Annotated in this window: 19 protein-coding genes and 1 pseudogene; 5 read left to right on the top strand and 15 right to left on the bottom strand. The window is 71.2% G+C overall.

What is annotated here, in order from left to right; genetic code table 11:
* Positions 1-24: 24 nt before the first annotated feature.
* The 6 genes from ACQPY4_RS24370 to ACQPY4_RS24345 all read right to left on the bottom strand — a co-directional run bounded on the left by ACQPY4_RS24370 (position 25) and on the right by ACQPY4_RS24345 (position 5,877).
* A complete protein-coding gene (locus ACQPY4_RS24370; RefSeq protein ID WP_433324365.1) occupies positions 25-1,350 on the bottom strand; it encodes an AAA domain-containing protein in 1,326 nt (441 codons plus the stop codon).
* A complete protein-coding gene (locus tag ACQPY4_RS24365) occupies positions 1,347-2,819 on the bottom strand; it encodes a hypothetical protein (protein WP_433324363.1) in 1,473 nt (490 codons plus the stop codon). The genes ACQPY4_RS24370 and ACQPY4_RS24365 overlap by 4 nt, the downstream gene beginning before the upstream one ends.
* A 13-nt stretch (positions 2,820-2,832) precedes the next feature.
* Entirely contained in the window at positions 2,833-3,930 is a 1,098-nt protein-coding gene (locus ACQPY4_RS24360; protein WP_433324361.1) for a hypothetical protein, read from the bottom strand.
* Positions 3,927-4,739, bottom strand: a complete 813-nt coding sequence (locus tag ACQPY4_RS24355) for a hypothetical protein (RefSeq protein WP_433324359.1) — start codon at positions 4,737-4,739, stop codon at positions 3,927-3,929. Before ACQPY4_RS24355 ends, ACQPY4_RS24360 begins: the two co-directional genes overlap by 4 nt.
* 117 nt (positions 4,740-4,856) lie before the next feature.
* Complete coding sequence (locus tag ACQPY4_RS24350; RefSeq protein WP_433324357.1) at positions 4,857-5,471, bottom strand: class I SAM-dependent methyltransferase; 615 nt, start codon at positions 5,469-5,471, stop codon at positions 4,857-4,859.
* 16 nt (positions 5,472-5,487) lie between these two features.
* Positions 5,488-5,877, bottom strand: coding sequence for a VOC family protein (locus tag ACQPY4_RS24345; protein WP_433324355.1), 390 nt, complete (start codon positions 5,875-5,877; stop codon positions 5,488-5,490).
* A 72-nt stretch (positions 5,878-5,949) separates the two neighbouring features.
* Here ACQPY4_RS24345 and ACQPY4_RS24340 point away from each other — a divergent pair, with 72 nt between their 5' ends.
* Positions 5,950-6,624, top strand: coding sequence for a histidine phosphatase family protein (locus tag ACQPY4_RS24340; RefSeq protein ID WP_433324353.1), 675 nt, complete (start codon positions 5,950-5,952; stop codon positions 6,622-6,624).
* Here the strand turns inward: ACQPY4_RS24340 and ACQPY4_RS24335 are convergent.
* From ACQPY4_RS24335 to ACQPY4_RS24315, 5 genes and pseudogenes are all read right to left on the bottom strand, one after another.
* Positions 6,621-7,487: pseudogene (locus tag ACQPY4_RS24335) on the bottom strand (NAD(P)-dependent oxidoreductase); the annotation flags it as partial. The gene ACQPY4_RS24340 and the pseudogene ACQPY4_RS24335 sit on opposite strands and share 4 nt — an antisense overlap.
* A gap of 26 nt (positions 7,488-7,513) precedes the next feature.
* A complete protein-coding gene (locus ACQPY4_RS24330) occupies positions 7,514-8,107 on the bottom strand; it encodes a TetR/AcrR family transcriptional regulator (RefSeq protein WP_433324351.1) in 594 nt (197 codons plus the stop codon).
* A 37-nt stretch (positions 8,108-8,144) separates the two neighbouring features.
* Positions 8,145-9,185 carry a phosphotransferase enzyme family protein gene (locus ACQPY4_RS24325; protein WP_433324349.1) on the bottom strand — a complete coding sequence of 347 codons (1,041 nt, stop codon included), beginning with the start codon at positions 9,183-9,185 and terminating at the stop codon, positions 8,145-8,147.
* Between the two features lie 152 nt (positions 9,186-9,337).
* Positions 9,338-9,739, bottom strand: a complete 402-nt coding sequence (locus ACQPY4_RS24320; protein WP_433324347.1) for a nitroreductase family deazaflavin-dependent oxidoreductase — start codon at positions 9,737-9,739, stop codon at positions 9,338-9,340.
* 156 nt (positions 9,740-9,895) lie between these two features.
* On the bottom strand, positions 9,896-10,762 hold the full coding sequence (locus ACQPY4_RS24315; RefSeq protein ID WP_433338998.1) for a helix-turn-helix domain-containing protein: 867 nt from the start codon (positions 10,760-10,762) through the stop codon (positions 9,896-9,898).
* Between the two features lie 260 nt (positions 10,763-11,022).
* Between ACQPY4_RS24315 and ACQPY4_RS24310 the strand changes: the two genes are divergently transcribed.
* On the top strand, positions 11,023-13,122 hold the full coding sequence (locus tag ACQPY4_RS24310; RefSeq protein WP_433324345.1) for an NB-ARC domain-containing protein: 2,100 nt from the start codon (positions 11,023-11,025) through the stop codon (positions 13,120-13,122).
* On the opposite strand, the gene ACQPY4_RS24305 is transcribed toward ACQPY4_RS24310, so the two are convergent.
* Positions 13,102-14,727, bottom strand: coding sequence for a hypothetical protein (locus ACQPY4_RS24305; RefSeq protein WP_433324343.1), 1,626 nt, complete (start codon positions 14,725-14,727; stop codon positions 13,102-13,104). The two genes, ACQPY4_RS24310 and ACQPY4_RS24305, sit on opposite strands and share 21 nt — an antisense overlap.
* Positions 14,728-15,041: 314 nt before the next feature.
* On the opposite strand from ACQPY4_RS24305, the gene ACQPY4_RS24300 reads away from it, so the two are divergent.
* Positions 15,042-15,356, top strand: a complete 315-nt coding sequence (locus ACQPY4_RS24300) for a hypothetical protein (protein ID WP_433324341.1) — start codon at positions 15,042-15,044, stop codon at positions 15,354-15,356.
* A gap of 588 nt (positions 15,357-15,944) precedes the next feature.
* On the opposite strand, the gene ACQPY4_RS24295 is transcribed toward ACQPY4_RS24300, so the two are convergent.
* From ACQPY4_RS24295 to ACQPY4_RS24285, 3 genes are read right to left on the bottom strand one after another with little or no spacing between them, the layout of a single operon-like run.
* A complete protein-coding gene (locus ACQPY4_RS24295) occupies positions 15,945-16,724 on the bottom strand; it encodes an ABC transporter permease subunit (protein ID WP_433324339.1) in 780 nt (259 codons plus the stop codon).
* Positions 16,725-16,747: 23 nt separating this feature from the next.
* Positions 16,748-17,518, bottom strand: a complete 771-nt coding sequence (locus ACQPY4_RS24290) for an ABC transporter permease subunit (RefSeq protein ID WP_433324337.1) — start codon at positions 17,516-17,518, stop codon at positions 16,748-16,750.
* Positions 17,518-18,426 carry an ABC transporter ATP-binding protein gene (locus ACQPY4_RS24285; protein WP_433324335.1) on the bottom strand — a complete coding sequence of 303 codons (909 nt, stop codon included), beginning with the start codon at positions 18,424-18,426 and terminating at the stop codon, positions 17,518-17,520. The genes ACQPY4_RS24290 and ACQPY4_RS24285 overlap by 1 nt, the downstream gene beginning before the upstream one ends.
* A gap of 908 nt (positions 18,427-19,334) precedes the next feature.
* Here ACQPY4_RS24285 and ACQPY4_RS24280 point away from each other — a divergent pair.
* On the top strand, positions 19,335-20,483 hold the full coding sequence (locus ACQPY4_RS24280; RefSeq protein ID WP_433324333.1) for a sensor histidine kinase: 1,149 nt from the start codon (positions 19,335-19,337) through the stop codon (positions 20,481-20,483).
* The gene (locus ACQPY4_RS24275) at positions 20,480-21,151 is read left to right on the top strand and encodes a response regulator (protein ID WP_433324331.1); all 672 of its coding nucleotides are present in this window, start codon (positions 20,480-20,482) and stop codon (positions 21,149-21,151) included. The genes ACQPY4_RS24280 and ACQPY4_RS24275 overlap by 4 nt, the downstream gene beginning before the upstream one ends.
* Positions 21,152-21,257 lie beyond the last annotated feature (106 nt).

Here is a 21,257-nt window from a genome sequence, read left to right as displayed (position 1 = left end):
GGCCCGAGGCCGTGTGGGGGTGTTTTACGGGGTTGCTGGGATTCGGTGGGGGGCTAGGTGGGCGAGGATGGATTGGTTGGCTTCCCAGCCGTCGGGGAACTTGATGGGGACGCCGAGGTGGACGGGTTCGGCGGACGGGTGGGCGTCGAGGAGTTCGGGGATTCCGGCGCGGGCCACGACTATGCAGGCGTGGCGGTGGCGGGAGGTCAGGACGCAGAGGCGGCCGGATTCGAGGTGGAAGGCGGTGGCGTCGCGGCGGCCCGAGAGGGGGTGCAGGACGACGGTGACGTCGTACTCGCGGCCCTGGAGGCGGTTGGCGGTGTCGACGGTGATGCCCTCGCCCAGGTCGCCCAGGGCGGTGCGGATGGCGGCGACCTGGTCGCGGTGGGCGGCGCCGATGGCGACGCGGTCGCGGCCGACGGTGTGGGTGCCGTGCTCGGAGTGGGCGACGGGGCCGCGCTGGAGGAGGCGGACGGCCAGGGCCGCGGTGGCCTGGACGGCCTCGGCGTCGGTGCGGACGGTGTGGCGCGCGGGGAGTTCGAACAGTGCCCAGCCGGTCTTGGCGGCCTCTTCGAGGGCGCGGTCGTAGGTGGTGCCCATGCCGCGGGCGGCGAACTCCAGGCGGCGGTCGCCGGGACCCGTGCCGGAGCGGAAGCCGGTGAAGGGGTAGAAGGCGTCCGACACGACGGGTGCGGCGGAGGCGGGCAGGCGCCAGGAGACCGGGAGGCGGTGGACGGGCAGCTCGGGGTTGTGCGCCAGAAGGACGGAGACGGCGCTGCGCATCGGGTCCCAGCTCAGGCCGGTCCAGCGTTCGACCTCGACGGTGGAGAACGGGTCGAGCTGGCCGGGGTCGCCGACGAACAGGGCGCGTTCGAAGCGTCCGGCGATGCGCAGCAGCATGTCGGAGCGCATCTGGTAGGCCTCGTCGACGATCGCCCACGGCCAGGAGCCGTCGGAGAGCGTGGCCCATTTGGCGGCGGTGGCGATGACGACGGTCTGCTCGGCGAGGTCGGCGGCCTTGGTCGCGACCTTCACCGAGGCGGCGACGCGGGCGGAGACGGTGTAGCTGGACGCCGACAGCCGTCCCAGGCTGAGCGCCGGGTGCTTGTCGGTGATGCGCTCGATGAGGTCGTCGACCTGCTCGTTGGTCTGCGCCACGATCATGAGGCGCTGACCTGACTCGGCCAGGTGCGCGGCCGCGCGTACTACCAGCGTGGATTTGCCCGCGCCCGGGGGAGAGTCGACGACGACGCCCTTGTGACCTCCGTCGAGGTCGGCCAGGACCTCCTCGACGACCTTGGTCGCCGCGACCGAGGGGTCGACGGCGTCGAGCCCGGCCGGTTGTGTCATCTCCACTCCTCCGCCGCGTCGTGGTCGGTGGGCACGTACTCCTCGGGCGGGCCGCCGTGGGTCCACGGCGTGTCCTCGGCGTCGGGGAATTTGGCGGCGCCCCAGGAGCCGACGGTCAGCGCGGTGAAGCAGACGCTGTCGCCGACGTCGGGGACGCTACCGGGCTCGGGTGACAGTTTGCGCCCCATCCCGCCCGTCAGTTCCATCAGGATCCCGCCCGTCCCGAACTCGACGATCTTTCCCTTCACCGCGGGCCTGGCCGCGTTGCAGACGGTCGTCCCGATGTCGAGGCGGACCGGGTCTTCGGTTCTGACTCGGAGGTGTGGACGGAGTTTGGGGCGTTTCCCTGACTCGTCCAGGCGGGTGGGGTCGCTTTCGGTGACCACGCCCCCGAATGCCTGCCCGGCCAGCCGGTGCTCGGCCATGACGAGCGGGTCGTCGAACGCGCGCTGCGCCTCGTACGCCTCCTGCGCGCGTTCGAGGTCGTGCAGCCGTTTCGCCGCGCGCACCGGGGGGTCGCGGCGCGCTTGAGGATAGGCCTCACCGAAGGTCTGGTGGTAATAGGTGAACGAGTCGCGGTCGCGTTCCCAGCGGTCGGCGACGCTGGCGCCTTCGGGAAGCGCGCGCAGCAGGCCCACCGCCTGCCACATCAGGTCCCAGGTGGGGGTGAGCTGGCTGGCCAGTGCGGCGCGCACCCGTTCTTCCGCGCGAGAGTCTCCGTTGGACTCGCTGTAGGCGGAGATTGCCGGGGCCAAGACTTCGTTGTCGAAGGTCGGGTCGGTGGTGGGCCCGGACGGCGGGCAGGTGATCGGGTCTTCGGCGCGGGACGCGGCGGCGAAGCCGTCCAGCCCGTCCGGCGGGTCGATCCACCCGACGAGCGCGGCGAGGTTGCCGTCCTCCAGCGAACTCTGCCCCGTCGCCCAGTGGCGGCGCAGGACCTCGGTCATCGCCAGCATCAGCGAGGAGCCCGGACGGTCGTTGCGGTCGGCGAACCAGGTGAGCCATCGTCCCGACACCGGGACCTCGGGGTCGACCGCGTACGGGCCCTCGGTGCGCCGGAAGCGGGTGGAGCGGCCGAGCAGGCGCAGGAACCCGATGCCGCCCCGATTCGGGACGAGGATCTGCGGCGCCCCTCCGTAGCGGATCCGCTCTTCGCCGTCCTTCCCCGGGGGCAGCTCCTCGACGTCTCCCCGGCTCGTCTCGATGTGGTTGAGGACGCGCCTTCCCAGCGCGGCGGCGAACCGGAACCGCAGGTCGCGGTTGCGCGGCTGCGGGACGATCAGCAGCGCGGGCGCGTCCGGGTCGGAGCCGAGCATGACCGCCAGCGGCGCCGCGGCCTCGCCCGCCAGCTTCAGCGGCACCATGACCAGCGGCGCGTCCGCGAGATGGCAGTGCCTGACCGTCGCCAGCGGCCGGGCGCGTCCGGTCGCCGTGGCCTCCAGCTGGGCGAGCGAGCTGAGCGCGCTCACACGACCTCCGGATTCACGTCGCGCCGCTTCCCAGGGCCTCGCGCCGCAGCCGCGCCGCCGTGCGCAGCAGGGACGCGGTCTCGGCGAGATCGGGGGACGGCTCCAGCGAACCGTTGGCCAGGGCCAGCGCGGTGTCGATGGAGTCGACGCCTCCCAGGTCGTCGCGGACCGAGCGTCCGAGCAACCCGGTGGCGCCGCACGCGCGCGCTTCGTCGCGGCAGAAGAACGCCATCTCGCAGGCGGCCATGCAGTCGGGCGCGTAGCGGGCCTCGACCGCGCGCACCGACTCGGCCAGGTCGTCGCCGAGGTCGAACGCCAGGTCGTCGGGCAGCAGGCCGATGATCTCGTCGATCCGGGTCAGCCGCGTCAGCTGCCGCTCCAGGACCGCCAGCTGCGGCCGGACGTCGATGGGCGTCGCGGTCGGACGGTTGGCGAAGTCTTCGGGGCACACCAGGATCACCTCGTGAGCGACCCGCTCGGCCGGATGCCCGAGGTCGCGCACCAGCCGGCGCAGCGCCATCACGTAGACGGCCGCCTGGCGCGCCGCCGCCGCGACCTGCTCGGGCTCGGCCTGGCCGTCGATCACCGCGAACGACTTGATCTCGATCACGTGGAGCCGCCCGCCGAGCTGGAACGCGATGACGTCCGGCTCCAGGTAGGCGGTCTGCCCGGCGATGTCGAGCCGCAGCAGCGGATGGTCGAACAGCGTCCCCTCGCCCGACTCCAGCGCGCGGCCGAGGAGGCGACGCGTCCGGGTGTGGCGCAGCTCGCGCCCCTCGTTGCCGCCGACCACCTCAAGGTCGTCGTAGGCCACCTCGGGGACGTCCAGCCCCAGCCTGTCGCGCAGCAGCGTGAGCAGCTCGGCGCACCCGTCGGCCTTGACCTGCGCCTCGAACGCGTTCCCCCGGGTGATGGCGAACTGGGACTGGCCGAACGGCGCGGGGAACCCCAGGTGCATCGCCACGGCGTCCTTGTCGATGCCGGCGGCGTCCATCAGCCCGCGCCGCGCGCACCCGGGGTTCGCGGTCAAAGCCGCGATGGTGCGCGCGTCGTGGTTGCGCGGGGGAGTGTCGCCCCGCAGCCGTTCAAGCCGCACCGCGGTCTCGGTCATCGTTGGTCTCCGTCGATGGCGTCGGTCCGGCGGTCGCCGCCGGAGGCCTTGCGCACGGCCCGCAGCGGGCTCCCGAAGAGCCGCCCGGCGTGGTCGAGTCGTTCCGCGGCGCGCGCGGCGGCCAGCGCCCGCCGGCTCCGGTCGGCGTCGAGGTGCACCTCGAGCTCCGCCTTGGCGGCCTTGGCCAGCGCGGCCGGATCGACCGCCCCGACGCTACCGCCGTCCGCGCCCGGAATGTTGGAGGCGAACCGCCACAGCAGGCGGGCGATTCGCTCGGCCGCGTCGTCGCGCCCGTCGCCCGCCCTCTCGGCGATCCGGATGGCGGCGGTGAGGAAGTCGGTGCGCGCGCTGAGCGGCCCGACGACGCGTTGCTCCAGGCTCCACGTGCTCACGGTCAGCAGCCCGCGCGCGGGCGCGAGAAGGTCGGCGGTGAGCGCCGCGCACAAATAGAAAGGGCGGGCGAAAGGGGCCGACCGGAAAGAGCGTTCCTCGTCCCGTCGCAGGCTGGTCAGGCGGCTCCCGGCGATCTCACCCGGGAAGAACGCCTCGTAGACGGCGCCGATGAGCTTGGGCGCGGCCGGTGCCCCGATGAGCGTCAGCGCCTGGTGCACCTGCTCCCGGACGGGGACGAGCCCGCGCGCCGGCTCCGGCTCGGGTTCGCCGAGGACGGCGGTCTCCCAGTCGAGTTCGGCCCGCCGCAATTGCGCGCGAAGCGTCCGGGCCGCCTGCCGGTCGCCGCCCGCGATCGCCCTTCGCACCTCGGCGCGCAGCTCCGTGATGCGCGTCTCCAGGGCGTCGGGCGTGGACATGCGGCCGACCATAACGCAGGTTCCAGACACTTCCAGTCTTTTCCTGTTTTCTCCGCGCGTCGATTCCGGAGGGGTTCAGCATGGTTTCCGGAGGGGGTCAGCGACTTTCGTCCGGGTTCAGCGTGGTTTCGTCCAGATCAGCGAATAGCGCCACAGGAGATGCCGCCGGTAGCGGACGCCCGGAAGGACCCGCGCCGCCTGCTCGCGGACCTCGCGCCACGTCATCGCGGGGTCGACGATCGGCGCACCCGGGTCGCCCTGGCGTCCGCCGTGCCGCAGCAGGTGGACGTAGTGGGCGGCCAGCCCGCCCGCCGCGATCAGGTGGTCGGCGGCGCCCGCGTTGTTCGCCAGGCTGATGACCACCAGGCTCCCGCCCGGACGGACGGCGTCGCGCAACGCGGTGAGGCCGCGTCCGAAATCCATGTGGTGGATCGTCGTGACGCTGCAGACGAAGTCGTATCCGTCCCCGGGGACGTCGTACTCCAGCACATCGGCCTCGACGAAATCCACGTTCGGGATGCCCGCGCTCAGCTCGCGCGCCTTCGCGACCATCTCGGGGGAGCGGTCGAGCCCGGTGACGCGTCCCGCCCGGTTCGCCAGCCGCCGGACCAGCAGCCCGTCGCCGCACCCCACGTCCAGCGCCTCGCGGCAACCCCGGGGGACGGCGCTCAGCACCGTCCCGTGGTAGTGGGTGTTGTGGTTCCAGTATTCGCCGCGGGCCGGGCGGGACATCGGAGTCGCTCCTCGATTACCGCCGCTGGTCGCGGCGCAGGGGGTGGTCGTCGGGGGTCTCCACGATAACGATCTTGACTCCCTCCGGGTCCTCGATCCACATTTCGATCAGCCCCCACGGCTCCCGGCGCGGCTCGCGGGTGATCGTCACCCCGGCCGACGCGAGGCGTTCGTGCTCGGCCCGCACGTCCCGCACCTGGAGCCAGATCATCGCCGCCGCGCCCGTTCCGCCCGCTCCATGCCCCGAGACCTCGAGGAACCCCGACCCGAGGAAGAACACCAGGCCGGGATCGTCCGCCGGGCCGAACTCGCGGTAGACCGCGAGCCCCAGCACATCGCGGTAGAAACGGCGGCTCCGCTCCGCGTCGGCGGGACGAAGCAGAATGCGGCTGCTCAATACCTCCATCCCCCCATCCTCGCCTGCCCGCCTGGTCCGTGCGGGGTTTCGCGGGCGGGCGGGGCGTGCCAGCCTTGTTCCATGATCGATACGGGTGGTGCGCGGGCCTGGCTGATCCGGCACGGGGAGAGCGAGTCGAACGCGGGGCTGCCCACCAACGGGCCGGGCGTGTCGCCGCTCACCCCGCTGGGACGGGCGCAGGCCGAGCAGGTCGCCGCGGCTTTCACCGAGCCGCCGTCGCTCATCGTCAGCTCGACGTTCGTCCGGGCGCGTGAGACCGCTGCGCCGACCCGCGCGCGCTTTCCCGAGGTGCCCTACGAGGAGTGGCCCGTCCAGGAGTTCACCTACCTGGGCGAACTCCACGGCCCGCGGACGACCGCGGACGAGCGGCGCCCGATGGCCGAGGCGTACTGGGAGCGCGCCGACCCCACCGCGACGTACGGCGGCAACGGGGAGTCGTTCGCCGCGCTCCTCACCCGGGCGGGCGCGTTCCTGGAGCGCCTGGCGGCCCGTCCCGAAGAGAGGCTGGTCGCGGTCTTCACCCACGGCCTGTTCATCCGGGCGCTGCTGTGGTCGTTCGCCACCGGGATCACGACGCCGGACGAGGCGGCCATGCGGTCGTACCACCGCTTCCTTCAGGTGTGCGTCACCCCGAATGGCTCGATCCTCGAACTGCACCCGGGGCCGCGCGTGGTGGCCGGCGCCACGGCCCACCTCACCACGCCGACCCCGGTGCGTCCGCCCGCGATGGGTTAGGACTTGCTGGCGTAATACGCGGCCGCCATGTCCTTGCCGCCGTGGCCCTGGGACTGGGCGCGGCGCAGCCGCTCTCCGGTCGCGTCGTTGAGGTCGACCCGGACGCCGGACGCCGTCGCGGCCTCGTTGACCAGGCGGGTGTCCTTGGCGGCGTTGTCGACGGAGAAGCTGGGCTCGAAGTCGTCTGTGAGGATGGCCTTCAGCTTGGCCTGGAGGTACGGGTTGTCCATCGGGCCGCCGGTGACGACCTCGCCGAACAGGGACGGGTCGAGCCCCTGGGCCTGGACGAGCGCGACGGCCTCGCCGATCAGCGCGGTCAGCGAGATCGCGTAGCCGACGGTCGTCAGCTTCAGCCGGGTCGCGGCGCCGGACGCGCCGTCGCCGTCGAGCCACAGGGTCTTCTGGCCCACGGCGCCGAACACCGGCTCCAGCGGCGCGCGCACCGACTCGGCCCCGGCCGCCAGGATGACCAGCTTGCCCTGCTCCGCCGGCTGGCGCGTCCCCTGGACGGGCGCGTCGACGAAGATCAGCCCATGCTCGACGGCGAGCCCCGCGAGCGGCTTGATCGCCACGACGCCGACCGTGCTCATCTGCGCCCAGATCTGGCCGGGACGCAGCGACGGCGCCGCCTGGGTCATCGCCGCCCGCACCGCGTCGCCGTCGTTCAGCATCGTGATGACGACGTCGGCCCCGCCGACCGCCTCGGCGGGCGTGCCCGCGACGGTGGCGCCGTCGGCGGCCAGGGGCTCGGCGCGCGAGCGGGTCCGGTTCCAGACCGTCAGCTCGTGACCGGCCTTGAGCAGGTTGCGGCTCATCGCCGCCCCCATGATGCCGGTGCCCAGCAGAGCGACCTTGCTCATGTTTAGACGTCCCCTTAGTTGACTGTTTGTTACAGATTTGTGGTGGGCAGCGCGTTGAGGGCCGTGTCGATCACGGCGACCAGACGGCGCCGGTCGGCGCCCGCCTTGCCGTGGACGCGCAGCCCCTGGATCGTCGTCACGACGAAGTCGGCCAGCGCCGTCACGTCGGCGTCGGCCGCCAGTTCCCCCCGGGCCCGGGCGCGTCGCAGCACCGCCGCGACCGACTCGGCGATCCGGCCGAAGGCGTCGCCGACGATCCGGCCCGCCGTGGGGTCGCGCGGGAGCCGCTCCACCGCCGTGTTGGTGATCAGGCAGCCGCGCCGCTCGGGGTGGTCGAGCGTGTCGTCGAGCAGCGAGAGCAGCAGGTCGCCCAGGACGACGCGGACGGGCTCGTCGCGGTCGAGCCGCGCGGCCATCCTCGCCGTCGCGTCCTCGGCGTACCTGCGCAGCGCGGCCTCGTACAGGCCGTCCTTGCTGCCGAACGCGGCGTAGAGCGAGCCGCGCCCGATCCCGGTGGCCTCCACGAGGTCCTGGACGGATGTCGCCTCGTAGCCGCGGCTCCAGAACACCTGCATCGCGGCGTCCACGGCCGAGTCGGTGTCGAACTCCCGAGTGCGTGCCATGCCCACACGCTAGGCGAATCTGGAACGTCCGGTCAAATTAACCGTAGGCGGGACTCTCGTCCGGGGCGTCGGCGTACGGCGCCGCGAACAACTCCAGCGTCCGCTCCAGCTGCGCCGACCACCAGGTGACCAGCGCGGCGGCCCCGGGATCGCGCTCCCCGGGGGCGGCATCCCCGAGATACCGCTGCCGCAGGGGACCGACATCGCACAGCCGCTCCCACCACTCGCGATGCACCGCCGACTGGATCTGACCCGCGTCCAGCGGGAACGCCGACCGGTGCCCGCGCACGAACGCCTGCACCCGATCGAGGTCGAGCCCCCGCTCGTCATCGAAGGCGAACAGCCGCGCCGCCGCCCGGACGACCTCCCCGGCGACCGGCCCGGTCGTCATCGCGCCCCAGCCGAGGACGGCGGTGACATTGCCGGACCCGCCGTACCGCAGGTTGGCCGGATGGAAGGCGCCGTGCAGATGGCCGACCGTGCTGACCTCCATCTCGGGAGGCTGATGGTCGGACATCTCGTCCAGCAGCGCCCGCCGCTCGCGCAGCCGCCGCTCGGTGAGCGCGTCGAAGTCGTTGCCGTCCGGCGGGAGCGCGTCGAGGATCCGGTCGATCGCGGCCACCGCGTCGGCGGCGCGCGGAGTCGGCACCAGCATGCTCTGCTGGACGGGCGGCGTCCGCAGATCGAGCTCGGCGTGCAGCCGCCCGAGCAGCTCGCCCACCCGCTCGCACTGCCCGAACGTCAGCTCGAGCCCGCCGCGCGTGCGGCCCGCCACCCACGGATAGAGCGCGAAGCCCCGCCCGGACGCCGTGACCAGCGTCCGCCCGCCGCGCGCCGGAACCGGCGCCAGCACCGGCAGACCGGCGTCGTCCAGGCCCGCCGTCACCGCGTGCTGGAACCGCACCCGGCGGCGATCGGGCCGCTCGTACTCCTTGAGGAAGTACGCGCCGTCCGCGCCGTCGACCCGCCACGCCCGCCCGGACGGCACGGGCTCGCCCGCCGCCCCGACGTCCCACCGCTTCAGAAGCCGCGGTGGAGGGGGCTGGTCGGTGTCGCTTGCACCCAGTGACGTCGGCACCCAGCACCTCGCCGGCCTCGAACGGACATGTGATCGAACGGATGTTCACATCGACGCTACACGTCCGACCCCGCCCCACGAAAGCGAAACGAGCCGTCCCCCAGGTTTTCCCGCTACCGGGGCCGCGGGGTTGCGGGCGCCGCCGGGTTTCGTCAGGCGCGTTCGAGGACGACCACCGGGATCTCGCGGTCGGTCTTCTTCTGGTACTCGTCGTAGTCGGGCCAGGTGGCGGCCATCTTCTTCCAGAGCGCGGGCTTCTCGGACTGGTCGGCTGTGTGCGCGCGGGCCTTGAACTTGTCGCCCTTCACCTGGAGTTCGGCCTGAGGGTCGTTCTGGAGGTTGAGGTACCACTGGGGATGGTGGTCGGCCCCGCCCAGGGACGCCACGATCACGTACCTGTCGCCGTCCTTCTGGTAGATCAGCGGCGTCGTCCTCGGCTGTCCGCTGCGCCGTCCCGTGGTGGTGAGCAGCAGGACCGTCGTCCCCTGCCAGTCGTGGCCCTCGGCGCCGTCGGTCTCCTGGTAGCGCTTCACGTGTTCCTGCCCGAACAGCATTGGTCCTCCTGGGAAGTCAGGCGTGCGTCGCGTGCTGTGACCGTGTGATCACAACAACGCTTCCAGGGGTGACCTTCCCCGGCGGGCGGAGATCAATACGCCTGGATTCCCGGGCGGGGCGCGAGGGTGCGCGCCGAGGCGGCCTGCTCCGGTGGCTCAGTACTCGTTGAGCAGGCGGCGGAGGAAGGGGATGGTGTCGTCGGGACGGGTGGCCGCGACGCACAGGTTGTTCATGACGCGCATGTAGGTGTCGATGTCCGTCGGCTTGTCGAGGTAGAGCGCGCTGGTGAGCTGCTCCAGGAAGACGACGTCGGACAGGCCGGGCTCGGCGAAGCGCAGGATCGTGAAGGGACCGCCGGCGGCGGGGTGGCCGGACGCGCCGAACGGGACGATCTGCAGCGTGACGTTCGGCAGCTCGGTCATGTGGATCAGGTGCTCGATCTGGCCGCGCATGACCTCGCGGCCGCCGAGCTGGCGGCGCAGGACGGCCTCGTCCAGGACGGCCCACAGGGTCGGGGCACCGGGCTCGGCGAAGCGCTCGTGGCGGATCATGCGGAGCTGGACGCGGCGGTCGACGATCTCGTCGGACGCGTCGGCGTGGCCCAGGCGGACGACGGCGTGCGCGTAGTCGGCGGTCTGCATCAGGCCGGGGACGAACTGGACCTCGTAGGTGCGCAGCAGCGAGGCCGCCTCTTCCAGCCCGAGGTAGGTCTCGAACCAGGTGGGCAGGACGTCGCCGTACTGGTGCCACCAGCCCGGGGTGTTGGCCTCCTTGGCCAGTTCGAGCAGGGGTGCGCGTTCTTCGGGGGCGACCACCCCGTAAAGGGTGAGCAGGTCGGAGACGTCGCGCTCCTTGAACCCGACCCGGCCGAGCTCCATCCGGCTGATCTTGGAGTGGGAGCCGCGGATCTCGTACCCGGCCTCCTCGGTGGAGATGCCGCGCGCCTCGCGCAGCCGGCGCAGCTGGGCGCCGAGAAGGATCCGCAGCACGGTCGGCCCGCCCCGGCGCGGATAGTCGATCAGCCGGCTGCCGGTCGGGTCGTTCTCGGCCGAGGGAACGGGTGACGCTGCTTCCTGGGTCAAGAGGGTTCACCAGCCAGTCGATGGGACCGTTCACAGGGGCCGAACGGCACCCCCATGTTAGAGGATCGGCCCACGTGATGGGGAAGGGCGAATTATCGCGCACTCCCGCGATCTTCGCGACCGTGGTACAGGAACGGGCGGGCTGGCAAACTGAGCCGTTCCCGGGGCCAAGTGAACAGCGCGCGAAAAGGGTCGGACACATGAGCGATTCCGGTGGGGCCGTTAACGAGTTCGACGGCCCGGCGCGCAACGTCGTCCAGGCGGGCCGTGTCGAGCACCTTCATGTTCACGGGCACTCGCCGGAGAAGCCCGCAGCCCCGGGTGCGCGGGGGCTGCCGCCGGTCGCGACCCTCGTCGACCGTGACGAGGAGTTCTCCCGGGTGAGGGCGTTCCTGGGCGCCGAACGTCCCGCCGGAAACCCCGCCGTGGTGATCATCGCCGGCCTTCCCGGAATCGGCCGCCGCGCCTTCGCGGCGAAATTGGCGCATGACCTGGTGGAACGCTTTCCCGACGGAATCTTGTTCCACGATTTCACCAGTCCGGGCTCGCGCGATGTGACCGGCCCCGGCGATCTTCTCGGCGAGTTCCTCGCACGGCTTGAGGTGCCGGACGAGGACGTCCCCGTGAGCTACGCCGGGCGCCTGGGGCTCTTCCGCGACCTGACGGCCGAGCGCCGCGTCCTGCTGCTTCTCGCCAACGTCCAGGCGTCGTTCCAGGTGGAGGAGCTGGTCCCGGCGTCGCGCCACGCCGCGGTGCTGGTCACCACCGATCAGGACCTGGGACGCCTGGTCGAACGCCACGACGCCGAGCTGGTGCGGCTCGGCCCGCTCATCGACGACGACAGCCTGCGCCTGCTCGAACACGTCGTCGGCCAGGCCCGGGTCGACGCCGAACGCGAGGCCGCCCGCACCTTGATCGCTCTGTGTGGTGGCTGGCCGCTTGTGCTGCGCGTCGCCGGGGGATGGTTGAAGAGGGGGCCCGGACGCGAGGTCGGGGCGGCCGTCCGCAGGATGAGCCGCAAACCGGGGGAGGAGCTGGTCGTCGTGAGCGACGCCGCGTATGGCGCACTCCCCGAAGAGGCCCGGCGCGCCTACCGCCTCCTGGCGCGCCACCCGTCCGTCACCACGGGAGGCTCCGCCGTCACCTTCCGGCTCGAAGCGGCGGCCGCGCTGCTCGGCATGGACGCCGACGAGGCCGCCGACGTCCTCGATGTGCTCCGCGACTGGTTCCTGCTCGACGCGCACGACGGGCGCTTCTCCTTCCACGACCTCGTCCGCCGCCATGCCGGACGCCAGCCCGGGGAGGACGACGCCGAGGCCGCCGAGCGGCGTTGCGTCGAGTGGTATCTCCGGGGATCCGCCGCCGCCGACCGCGCGGTCAACCCCTTCCGGCCGACGCTGGGCGCCGTCTACGACACCCTGGACGGCGCGCCCTTCGGCACAGGTCAGGAAGCCAAGCGCCGCGGCCTCGCCTGGCTGGTGACCGAGCACCGCAACCTCTGCGCGGCCGTCTACGTCTCCTCCGACAAGGGCTGGGACGACCTGGTCGTGCAGCTCTGCGAGGCGCAGTGGGGCTTGCAGCTCTCGAACCGCCCATACGGGGCGCTCATCCCTGTGCTTGAGAAGGGCCTGGGGTCGGCTCGTGCCCTGGGCGAACCCGCCTGGGTCTTTCGCCTGGGCACCCAGCTGGGACGAGGTCTGTCCGAGACAGGCCACAAGGAGCGCGCGCTGGCCGTCCTGGGCGAGGCATTGGACGCGGCCCGCCGGAGCGGCGACCCATTGAACGAGGCCTCGGCCCTGGAGTTCACCGGCAAGGCCCACCTGCTGGACGGCGATCACGCCGAGGCCCTCTCATATTTCCTCCAGGCACGCGACCTGGAGGAGCAGCACGATCGTCCCCGGGGCGTCGCCATCAACACCCATCACATCGCCCGCGCGCGCTTGGGCCTGGGCGAGGTGGACGCGGCGATCGACCTGCTCACCGAGGCGTTCCACCGCTTCTCGCGCGTCCGCGACCCCGCCGGGGACCGCGACTACGACAACCAGGCCAAGGTCTCCCTTACCTCGGGCAAGGCCTACCGCCGCGCAGGACGTCCGGCCGCCGCCAAGGCCGCCCTCAACGTCGCCCTGGACCTCACCCGAGCCGAAGGCCGCGCCTACCAGGAGGCCCAGATCCTCGAAGAGCTCGCCCTGACCGATCCCGGCCAGCGCGATGCCCACCTCCGTGCGGCCGCCGAAGCCTACGAGCGCGTCGGCAGCGTCCACGCCACCCGGGTGCGCCTAATGGTCGATGGCGGGTAGATCGGTGAGCGGACGGCCCGAGGCCGCCCAGGCGAAGACGGCCGAGGCGAGCAGGGCCGGGTCCCGTCCCTTGAGGGCCCGCTCGATGCTCCGCCCGTCGCGCAGGCGCACGACACAGCGATCGCCGTCCACGTCGGCCAGGCACCGGCAGGCCGGATGGGCCGCGAACACCGGCTCGGGCGCCCCCGCCCCCGTCATACCGGGCGATTCGGCCCGGCGGACCAGCACCTGGGCCATCTGCCGGAGCCGGTCGTCGGTCTCGGTGTCGTCGACGACCAGGTGCGGATCGGACAGCGGCTCGGCGCGCGACTCGCTCAAGACGATGGGAAAGCGCTCCAGCCGAATGGCGTCCCCAACGCACGCGGTGACCTGAAGCGCCGGGACGGCCGGATGCCCCCACTCGCGTTCCCCCGGGGACGCCGGCGGGACGGGGAGAACCTGCGGGGGCTCGTCCGGCTCGTCCAGGCACATGAGCTCGTAGAGAAGCGCGCGCAGGACACGGAAGGACGACCCGCGCCGCGCCACGGCGAGCCGGGACACCTCGTCGTAGCGGCCCGGCTTGAACTCGTCCATCACCGTCTCGATATCGGCGACCGCGTCCAGGCGCGGGGCACGGTCGGCCAGCGCGGCCATGGCCGTAACCGGAGCGATCGCGTCCGGGTTGTAGCCCGCGAGCGCCACGGGACGTCCCAGCGCGGCGGCGTACAGCGTGACCGACCCGTGGTCGCCGACGACGCAGTCCGACGCGACGACGGCGGCGCGCCAGCCCTCGCGCGGGGGAATGAGGATCAGCCCGGACCGACGGCAGTCGTCCAGCCACCGGCGGACCTGCCGCGTCCCGTGGCCGTACCAGACGTTCGGATGGACGACCGCCGCGACGCGACAGCGGTCGAACGGCAGGTTCGCGAGCAGCCGCCCGAGCAACTCGGGCCGGTCGGCGAAGAGCGAGTTCTCACCCCACGTGGAGGCCACGACGACCAGCCGCTGCTCGGCCCTGAGGCCCAGCTCCGCGCGATATCGCTCGCGCCACGGCAGGCTCGCGTCCATCCGGTCGAGACACGGGTCGCCCGCCACCGTCGCCCTGGAGACGGCCTCCGGACACTCCCCGCGCAACCGCTCCAGCTGCTCGGGATGGGAAAGCACGATCGACGCCGCGACCACCTCGCCCTTGTGCAGCAACTGCTCCGCCGCAAGCCCGTAAACCGTTTTCCGTTTTCCGTTTTCCGTTTTCAGATATTTATTGTACCCCATTCCATGGGGCATGATCACTGATGGTGCTTTAATTCGATGCAATTCTCCGCTGTTTCCGGCGGTCAGGGCGAGGTCGAACTCCTCGTCCACGGCCTGGTCCCAGGGAATGACCCGGGCGCCGATGTCGTCCAGCAGCGAGGCCACCCCCGCGTCGAAGGCCGAGGCCGGGATCACCGTGAAGAGCACCTGGACGCGAGGGTCGCGCTCGATCACCGTCAGGACGTCCAGCAACCGCGCCGTGGACGTCACGGTGTGCGCGACGACCAGCACCTTCTTGGTGTGACGCCGGGTCGCCCACAGTCCGGACCCCCGTCCGACGGGCACCCGGAGCCACCCGTCGGCGGATTCGACCACGGCGCCCCTTCTGTGTCCGGTGGATCCGATGCCCCGACACTGTACGAGCAGTCAGTCGGATTTGCCCACTATGTGATGCCCATCGCACTCACGGTGTTGCCTCCGACACATCAGGGCATGATTACCCTGGTGGGGACGTTGAAGAGAGTGCGTGACGGAGGTCTCTCCCTTACAGGCGAACGCCTGTAACACGCCGGGCATTTCATAAGTGAGAGCGCCCCGCCGGACGATGGTGGCGACGGCGCGCTCCGGTGCTCATCGACCGCTGAGATTCGAACTCATTGATCACCATCGTGGATCTTGGGGGAAAGACAATGAACGCAACCCTTCACGAGCTTCCCGAAGTCCGTTTCCTCACCTCTGGAGACGTCACCGACACCGAAACGCGATCGGCCGAACGCGCCGTCCGCGCCGCTCTCTCGGGCGCCGACGCCGTCCCGTCCTCGGTGAAGGTCACGCTCAGCGTCGTCGCCGACCCGTCGCTTCCGCGCCCCGCGCTGGCCCAGGCCATCGTCGAGCTGGACGGCCACCTCCTGCGAGCCCAGGCCGCCGCGCCCAGGCTCCCCGAGGCCATCGACCTGATGCGCGACCGCCTGGCCCTCCGCGCCACCCACCGCCGCGCGGGCTAGATCCACCTCCTCGGCGCCATGCCCTGACCCCCAGGGCATGGCGCCGACCCACGTCCCCACGCCCCCGGGCTGACGCACCGCGCCGGATCACGTCCAGCCCCTATGCCGTGGCCGCCAAACCGCGCCCGCTACGCCCACGCCGCCACCGCGCCTTCGGACAACACCCGCAAGCCCTGCGCCCGCGTAAGGGCCTGCGCCCGCATCCAGGTCTGCGCCCGGGTCAAGGTCTCCGCCCGCGTAAGGGCCTGCGTCCGTATGGGTCTGCGCCCGCGAGAAGGCTTGCGCTCGCCTCAAGCTCTGCGCTCGTCTGAAGGTCGGCGCTCGCGCCGCGAGTTCCTGCACGGACGCGTCCACGCCTGCACTGGCGTTCGAACTCGTGTGCGCGGAAGCGCGGGGGCGCCCACACCTTGCGTGGACGTTTTGCGTGCTCGTGCCCGAGGGCGAATGCCGCACGCAGGTGGCACCCCAACTCCCTCGCGCCAAAGCGGCGCTCTGGCTGGGCCGGGCGTCCTGCGCACGACAATGGCGTCCGCGCGCTTGGACGAACTCACACTCCAGCGCGCTTTGCTCACGATCGTCAGGGCGATCTCAGGCATCTCGGCGGCGGATGGCAAAGGCGGCGCCCAGCAGCGGGACGACGGCATACGCCGCCATCATGGCCACCGCGGCAGGCGGGGACAGCAGGTCACCGAACACGCTGGACTCGTTGCTGCGCCCCACCACCCGCGCGGGGAGTCCGCCGAGCATGAACGAACCGAGGTGCTTGTTCCAGGGCTCGGGGAGCATGGCCACGAAGATCGGGATGATGTGCCATATCCCCACAACGAGGACGATCGCGCCCGCCGTCGACCGCAACAACGCCCCCAGTCCAAGCCCCAGAAGCGCATAAACGGCCACGACACTGCCCGTCACGATCAATCCGGGCAGCTCATCGGCGAACGTCCCCTCGAAGCCCTCGATCGGACGATCACCGATGACCAGACGGGTGGCCACGAACGTGCTGAGGCTCACGACCTCCCCGACGGCCAGCGCCACAAGTCCGGCCACGATGGCCTTAGCCCCCAAGAGCGTCCAACGTCCCGGGACGGCGAGCAGACTCGTGCGAATCATGCCGGTGCGGTACTCGGAAGTGATCATCAGCACCCCCAGAACTGCGAGGCACAGCGCCGCGGCCCACGCCACAAGGTCGGGGAGCGGCGTCACGGAGATCGTCGAGCGCTGCTCCGCCGACGCCCCGTCCCAGAGCCGCGCCACCTGCAGCGAGATCAGGATGCCCACGAGCACAAACGCGACCGCCACCGACAGCACCAGATAGGTCGATCTGATCGACCAGATCTTGCGGCATTCAGCGGCGACGGCATCGCGCATTTTCTGGACTCCTTCAGCGCCCGTCATGCGTCCCGCCTAACAAAGACGGAGAACGCGACTCCCAAAGCGACCACCACGTACCCAGCGAGAAGCACGGCCGCCATCGGCGCGGCGAAGACCTGCGGGGGAGTAGCCCCCGGGGAGGCCGCCACTTGTTCCGCCAGCCCGCCAGGCAGCACCGCAGCCAGACGATCACCCCAGGGGTCCGGCACCAGATTCGCCATCGGCGGGACGACGAAGAGCACCCCTGCGAGCGAACCGACGGTCCCGGCGGTCGACTTCACGATCGTCCCGACCGCGAAGGCAAGAAGAGCGATCACCACCATTGACGCGCCCAGGGCCAGCAGATGTGGGACATGGTCGTCCAACGGCTCGTCGAACGAGGGAATCGGACGATCAGCCACCACGATCCGCCCGCCCAGAATCGCTCCCACCAGGCTCGCCCCCGTGGCCAAGGCCGCCCCCAGCCCGACCGCCACGGCCTTGGCGACGAACAGCGCGCCGCGTCGCGGACTGGAGACAAGGCTGGTCCGGATCATGCCCGTGGCGTGTTCCCCGGTGATCACCAGAGCTCCGAGCACGATCGCGCATACGGGAAGCGCGATGGCCAGCGGCGTCTCAGGAGGAGCCGCATCGGCCGTCGCCTTACGGGTGAGGGAGAGGCCGTCCCAATACCGGCTCGCCTGCCAGGACCACACCAGGCACAACCCCGTAAAGACGCCCACCACCCCCACCACGTAGGCGGTGGAGCGAACAGAACGGAGCTTCACCCACTCCGCGGCCAATGCGTCCATCACGCCGGGACTCCTTGCGCGCGATAGTCGACGCTATCCGCGGTCAACTCCATATAGGCGTCCTCCAAGGAAGCGCTACGCGGGACGACCCCGTATAGCGGGATCCCCTTGGCCGCCGCCAGATCCCCGATCTGGCTCACCTCCAGACCACGCACGGAGAGCTCGCTTGCCCCGGCCTCGACCGTCCCTCCAGCGGCGGCGAGCACGCCCACCAGCTCAGCGGCACGCGGCGACCGAACGAGCACCCCGCGATCGAACCGCCGGGCCAGCTCCGCCACGGACGTGTCGGCGATCAGCCGCCCCCGTCCCACGATCACGAGCCGATCGGCGGTCATCGCCATCTCGCTCATCAGATGGCTGGAGATCAGCACCGTCCGGCCCTCGGACGCCAGCGACCGCATCAGCTCGCGGATCCACCGGACACCGTCGGGGTCCAGCCCGTTGACCGGCTCGTCGAACAGCAGCACACCCGGATCGCCGAGCAGCGCCGCTGCGATACCGAGCCGCTGCCTCATCCCGAGCGAGAAGCCACCGACGCGCCTCCGAGCCGCTCCGGCCAGTCCCACCCGTTCGAGGACGGACGCCACCCGCCGATCATCGATCCGGTTGGAGCGCGCCATCCACCGCAAATGGTTCAGCGCGCTCCGCCCGCCATGCACCGCGTTCGCGTCCAGCAGCGCCCCCACCTCGCACAACGGATACCGCAGGTCGGCATAGCGCCCGCCGTTCACCAGCGCGGCCCCCGAATCGGCGGCGTCCAGCCCCAGCAGGACGCGCATGGTCGTCGACTTCCCTGCCCCATTAGGCCCGAGAAACCCCGTGACGTTCCCCCGCTTCACCTCGAACGACAGACCGTCGACCGCCAGAGTCCGCCCATAACGCTTGGTCAGCTCACGTACTTCGATCATGACGTCCACCGTCGTCCAAACGTCCCCCCAACACATCGGCCCCCAGACGGGACCTCCACATCCGCCCCCAGCCGGAACCCCAAAAGAACCTCAACCCCAGGCCTGACCCCCCGCCGCCAACCCCAGCTGCCCCACCTCCCCGTCGAGCCGCCCCACGTCCGGCCTCCCAACGACAGCGGCCAGCCATCCCACCTAACCGCTCCCATCTGGCCTCTCAAGGCCAACCTCAGCCGTCCCGCTATCGCGCATGCTTGCTCCCGGCTGGCCTCTCAAGATCAGCCTCAGCTGTCTCGCCTTCTCGCATGCCTGCTCCCGGCTGGCCTCCCAAGTCAGGCCCCAGTCGTCCCGCCCCCTCGCCCACCCGCCCCAGGTCTGCCACCCAATGCCAGCCCAACCGCCCGTTCCCTCCGCCCAGGCCTGACTCCCACGCCAGTCCCTCAACCGCCCGCCCCCACCCAGCCCCGCTGGCCCTCTGCCCAGCCGCTCCAGCCCCGGCGCTCACCCATCCACTTCAGGCCCCCGCGCTCGTCCCCGAGTCTCCTCATATGGCCGCCCGCAATCGCACGAGCGCCTCGTCTCGGCGGGCCGCAGGAAGGTTTCGCTGCCTCGGGTCAGGCTCCTGGCCTGTTCACAGGACACAGGTCCTGAACCGCCTTGGGCTCAAAGTGGGGTACTTGGACTTTCGCTGGGACGAAGCCGTCCGCGCCAGCCAGGCCCGCACACACCAGGACCGCGATTCAGAATTCGAGCCTCGCTGAGGGCGCAGGCGTCTAGGCCTTTGGTTCCCGGTTGAGCGCGTGCCGCACCTGATGGCCGGTTCTTCCTCGACACGCCCGCGGGCCTCAGACCTCGGGATGACATCCCAGGGCCGGACGAAACGGATGTACCAGGGCGGATACCGTCGGGGCGTGAACGATTCCGAGCTGCACGCGACGCGGCTCAGTCGGCGCCAGCTGATCGGTCTCGACGCCGTCGCGTCGCTCGTGTACACCGCCCTGTTCGCCATGATCACGTCGGTGCGCGCCGACCACGCGCTCCTGGGCCTCCTCCTCGTGGCGCTGATGGGTCCGCCGCTCGCCGTCCGGCGGATGTGGCCCGTGCCCGTCTTCGCGCTCGTTCTGACGTCCTCCCTGGTCGGAATCGTCCTCGACCTACCTTGGGATTCCTTCATTGCAGCGGCCTTCGCCCTCTACACGGTCGCGAGCACACAGCCGCGCCGCCGCTGGATTCCGACGCGCGCGATCGGCGTCCTGAGCGGCCTGGTGATCTTCAGCAGCGGCTTCATGGGCCCCCTGACCTGGCAGGCCCGCGAGGCCGGCCTGTTCGCCCTCGGCCTCGCGGTACTCGGCGCGGGTTGGACGCTTGGACGGGTCGTCCGCGAACGCCGCGCCCACACCGAGCGCTCCACTCGCCAGTACGCCGAGCGGGCTGTCACCGACGAACGCCTACGGATAGCGCGCGAACTGCACGACGTCGTCGCCCACAGCATGAGCCTGATCGCCGTTAAGGCGGGCGTAGCCGTTCATGTCGCCGAGGCCCGTCCCGACGAGGCGCTGCGCGCGCTTGGCGTCATCGAGTCGACCAGCCGCGGCGCGCTCACCGAAATGCGCCAGCTGCTCGGCGTCCTGCGGGCCGAGGCCACGGAGGACGAGCTCGCTCCCGCCCCCGGCCTGGCCTCCCTGGACGCCCTGGTCGAGAACGCCGCGATGGCCGGAGTGCGCGTCGACCTCGTCCTCAAAGTGGACGGCCTCCCCGAAGGCGTCGAGCTCTCGGTGTACCGGATCGTCCAAGAGGCACTGACCAACGTCGTCAAGCACGCCGCCCCCGCCCACTGCCGCGTCCTCATCGAAAGCGGTCGCGACGAGGTGAACGTTCAGGTGACCGACGACGGCCCCGGCACCCGGGTGCTCCCCGGCGAAACCGGAGGCCACGGCCTCATCGGCATGCGCGAACGCGTCATGATGTACGGCGGAGACTTCGCCGCGGGCCCCCGCGCGCAGGGCGGTTTCGCGGTCTCCGCCCGCCTGCCCTACGAAGAGACAAGGAACGAGACGTGACCGTCCGCGTGCTGGTCGCCGACGATCAAGCGCTGCTGCGCGGCAGCTTCCGGCTCCTGATCGAGACCGCCCCCGGCCTGACCGTCGTGGGCGAAGCGGGCACCGGCGCCGAGGCCCTCGACGTGGCCCGCGCCGAACGTCCCGACGTCGTGCTGATGGACGTCCGCATGCCCGAAATGGACGGCATCGAGGCCACCCGCCGCCTCTGCTCCACGTCCGCGGGCCCCCGTGTCCTCATCCTCACCACCTTCGACCTGGACTCCTACGTCTACTCGGCCCTCCGAGCCGGCGCCAGCGGCTTCCTCCTCAAGGACACCCCGCCCGCCACCCTCCTGGACGCCATCCACGTCATTGCCTCCGGCGAAGGACTCCTGGCCCCGTCCATCACTCGCCGCCTCATCTCCGAGTTCGCCCGCCGCCCCGAGCCGTCCAACCACCCATTGAAGAGCCTGGACGGCATCACCGACCGCGAACGCGAAGTCCTCGCCCTCGTGGCACGCGGCCTGTCCAACGCCGAACTGGCCACCCACCTCAGCCTGACCCTGGCCACCGTGAAAACCCACATCGGCCACCTATTGGCCAAACTCCAGGCCAGAGACCGAGCCCAACTGGTCATAGCCGCCTATGAATCCGGCCTGATCCACCCCGCCTCCCGTCCCGCCAAGTAGCCGCCGAACCCCAGTACGAAGTCACCACAAGCCCGCACCAAGAACTCCAGCAAAACCCCATCCCGGCCACCTCGGCCCGGCCACCTCAGCCCCGTCAGGCCAACCC

Source organism: Spirillospora sp. CA-294931 (assembly GCF_050946795.1).
Classification (GTDB): domain Bacteria; phylum Actinomycetota; class Actinomycetes; order Streptosporangiales; family Streptosporangiaceae; genus Spirillospora.
The sequence above is the reverse complement of the archived record's forward strand: the minus strand, read 5'-3'. Positions and strand labels throughout refer to the sequence as shown.

Excerpts from the sequence above, each read along its gene's own strand:
- ACQPY4_RS24290 (WP_433324337.1), bottom strand. The coding sequence starts at position 17,518 with ATGGACGCATTGGCCGCGGAGTGGGTGAAGCTCCGTTCTGTTCGCTCC.
- ACQPY4_RS24360 (WP_433324361.1), bottom strand. The coding sequence starts at position 3,930 with ATGACCGAGACCGCGGTGCGGCTTGAACGGCTGCGGGGCGACACTCCC.
- ACQPY4_RS24370 (WP_433324365.1), bottom strand. The coding sequence starts at position 1,350 with ATGACACAACCGGCCGGGCTCGACGCCGTCGACCCCTCGGTCGCGGCG.
- ACQPY4_RS24340 (WP_433324353.1), top strand. The coding sequence starts at position 5,950 with ATGATCGATACGGGTGGTGCGCGGGCCTGGCTGATCCGGCACGGGGAG.
- ACQPY4_RS24345 (WP_433324355.1), bottom strand. The coding sequence starts at position 5,877 with ATGGAGGTATTGAGCAGCCGCATTCTGCTTCGTCCCGCCGACGCGGAG.
- ACQPY4_RS24355 (WP_433324359.1), bottom strand. The coding sequence starts at position 4,739 with ATGTCCACGCCCGACGCCCTGGAGACGCGCATCACGGAGCTGCGCGCC.
- ACQPY4_RS24285 (WP_433324335.1), bottom strand. The coding sequence starts at position 18,426 with ATGATCGAAGTACGTGAGCTGACCAAGCGTTATGGGCGGACTCTGGCG.
- ACQPY4_RS24300 (WP_433324341.1), top strand. The coding sequence starts at position 15,042 with ATGAACGCAACCCTTCACGAGCTTCCCGAAGTCCGTTTCCTCACCTCT.
- ACQPY4_RS24330 (WP_433324351.1), bottom strand. The coding sequence starts at position 8,107 with ATGGCACGCACTCGGGAGTTCGACACCGACTCGGCCGTGGACGCCGCG.
- ACQPY4_RS24320 (WP_433324347.1), bottom strand. The coding sequence starts at position 9,739 with ATGCTGTTCGGGCAGGAACACGTGAAGCGCTACCAGGAGACCGACGGC.
- ACQPY4_RS24350 (WP_433324357.1), bottom strand. The coding sequence starts at position 5,471 with ATGTCCCGCCCGGCCCGCGGCGAATACTGGAACCACAACACCCACTAC.
- ACQPY4_RS24295 (WP_433324339.1), bottom strand. The coding sequence starts at position 16,724 with ATGCGCGATGCCGTCGCCGCTGAATGCCGCAAGATCTGGTCGATCAGA.
- ACQPY4_RS24310 (WP_433324345.1), top strand. The coding sequence starts at position 11,023 with ATGAGCGATTCCGGTGGGGCCGTTAACGAGTTCGACGGCCCGGCGCGC.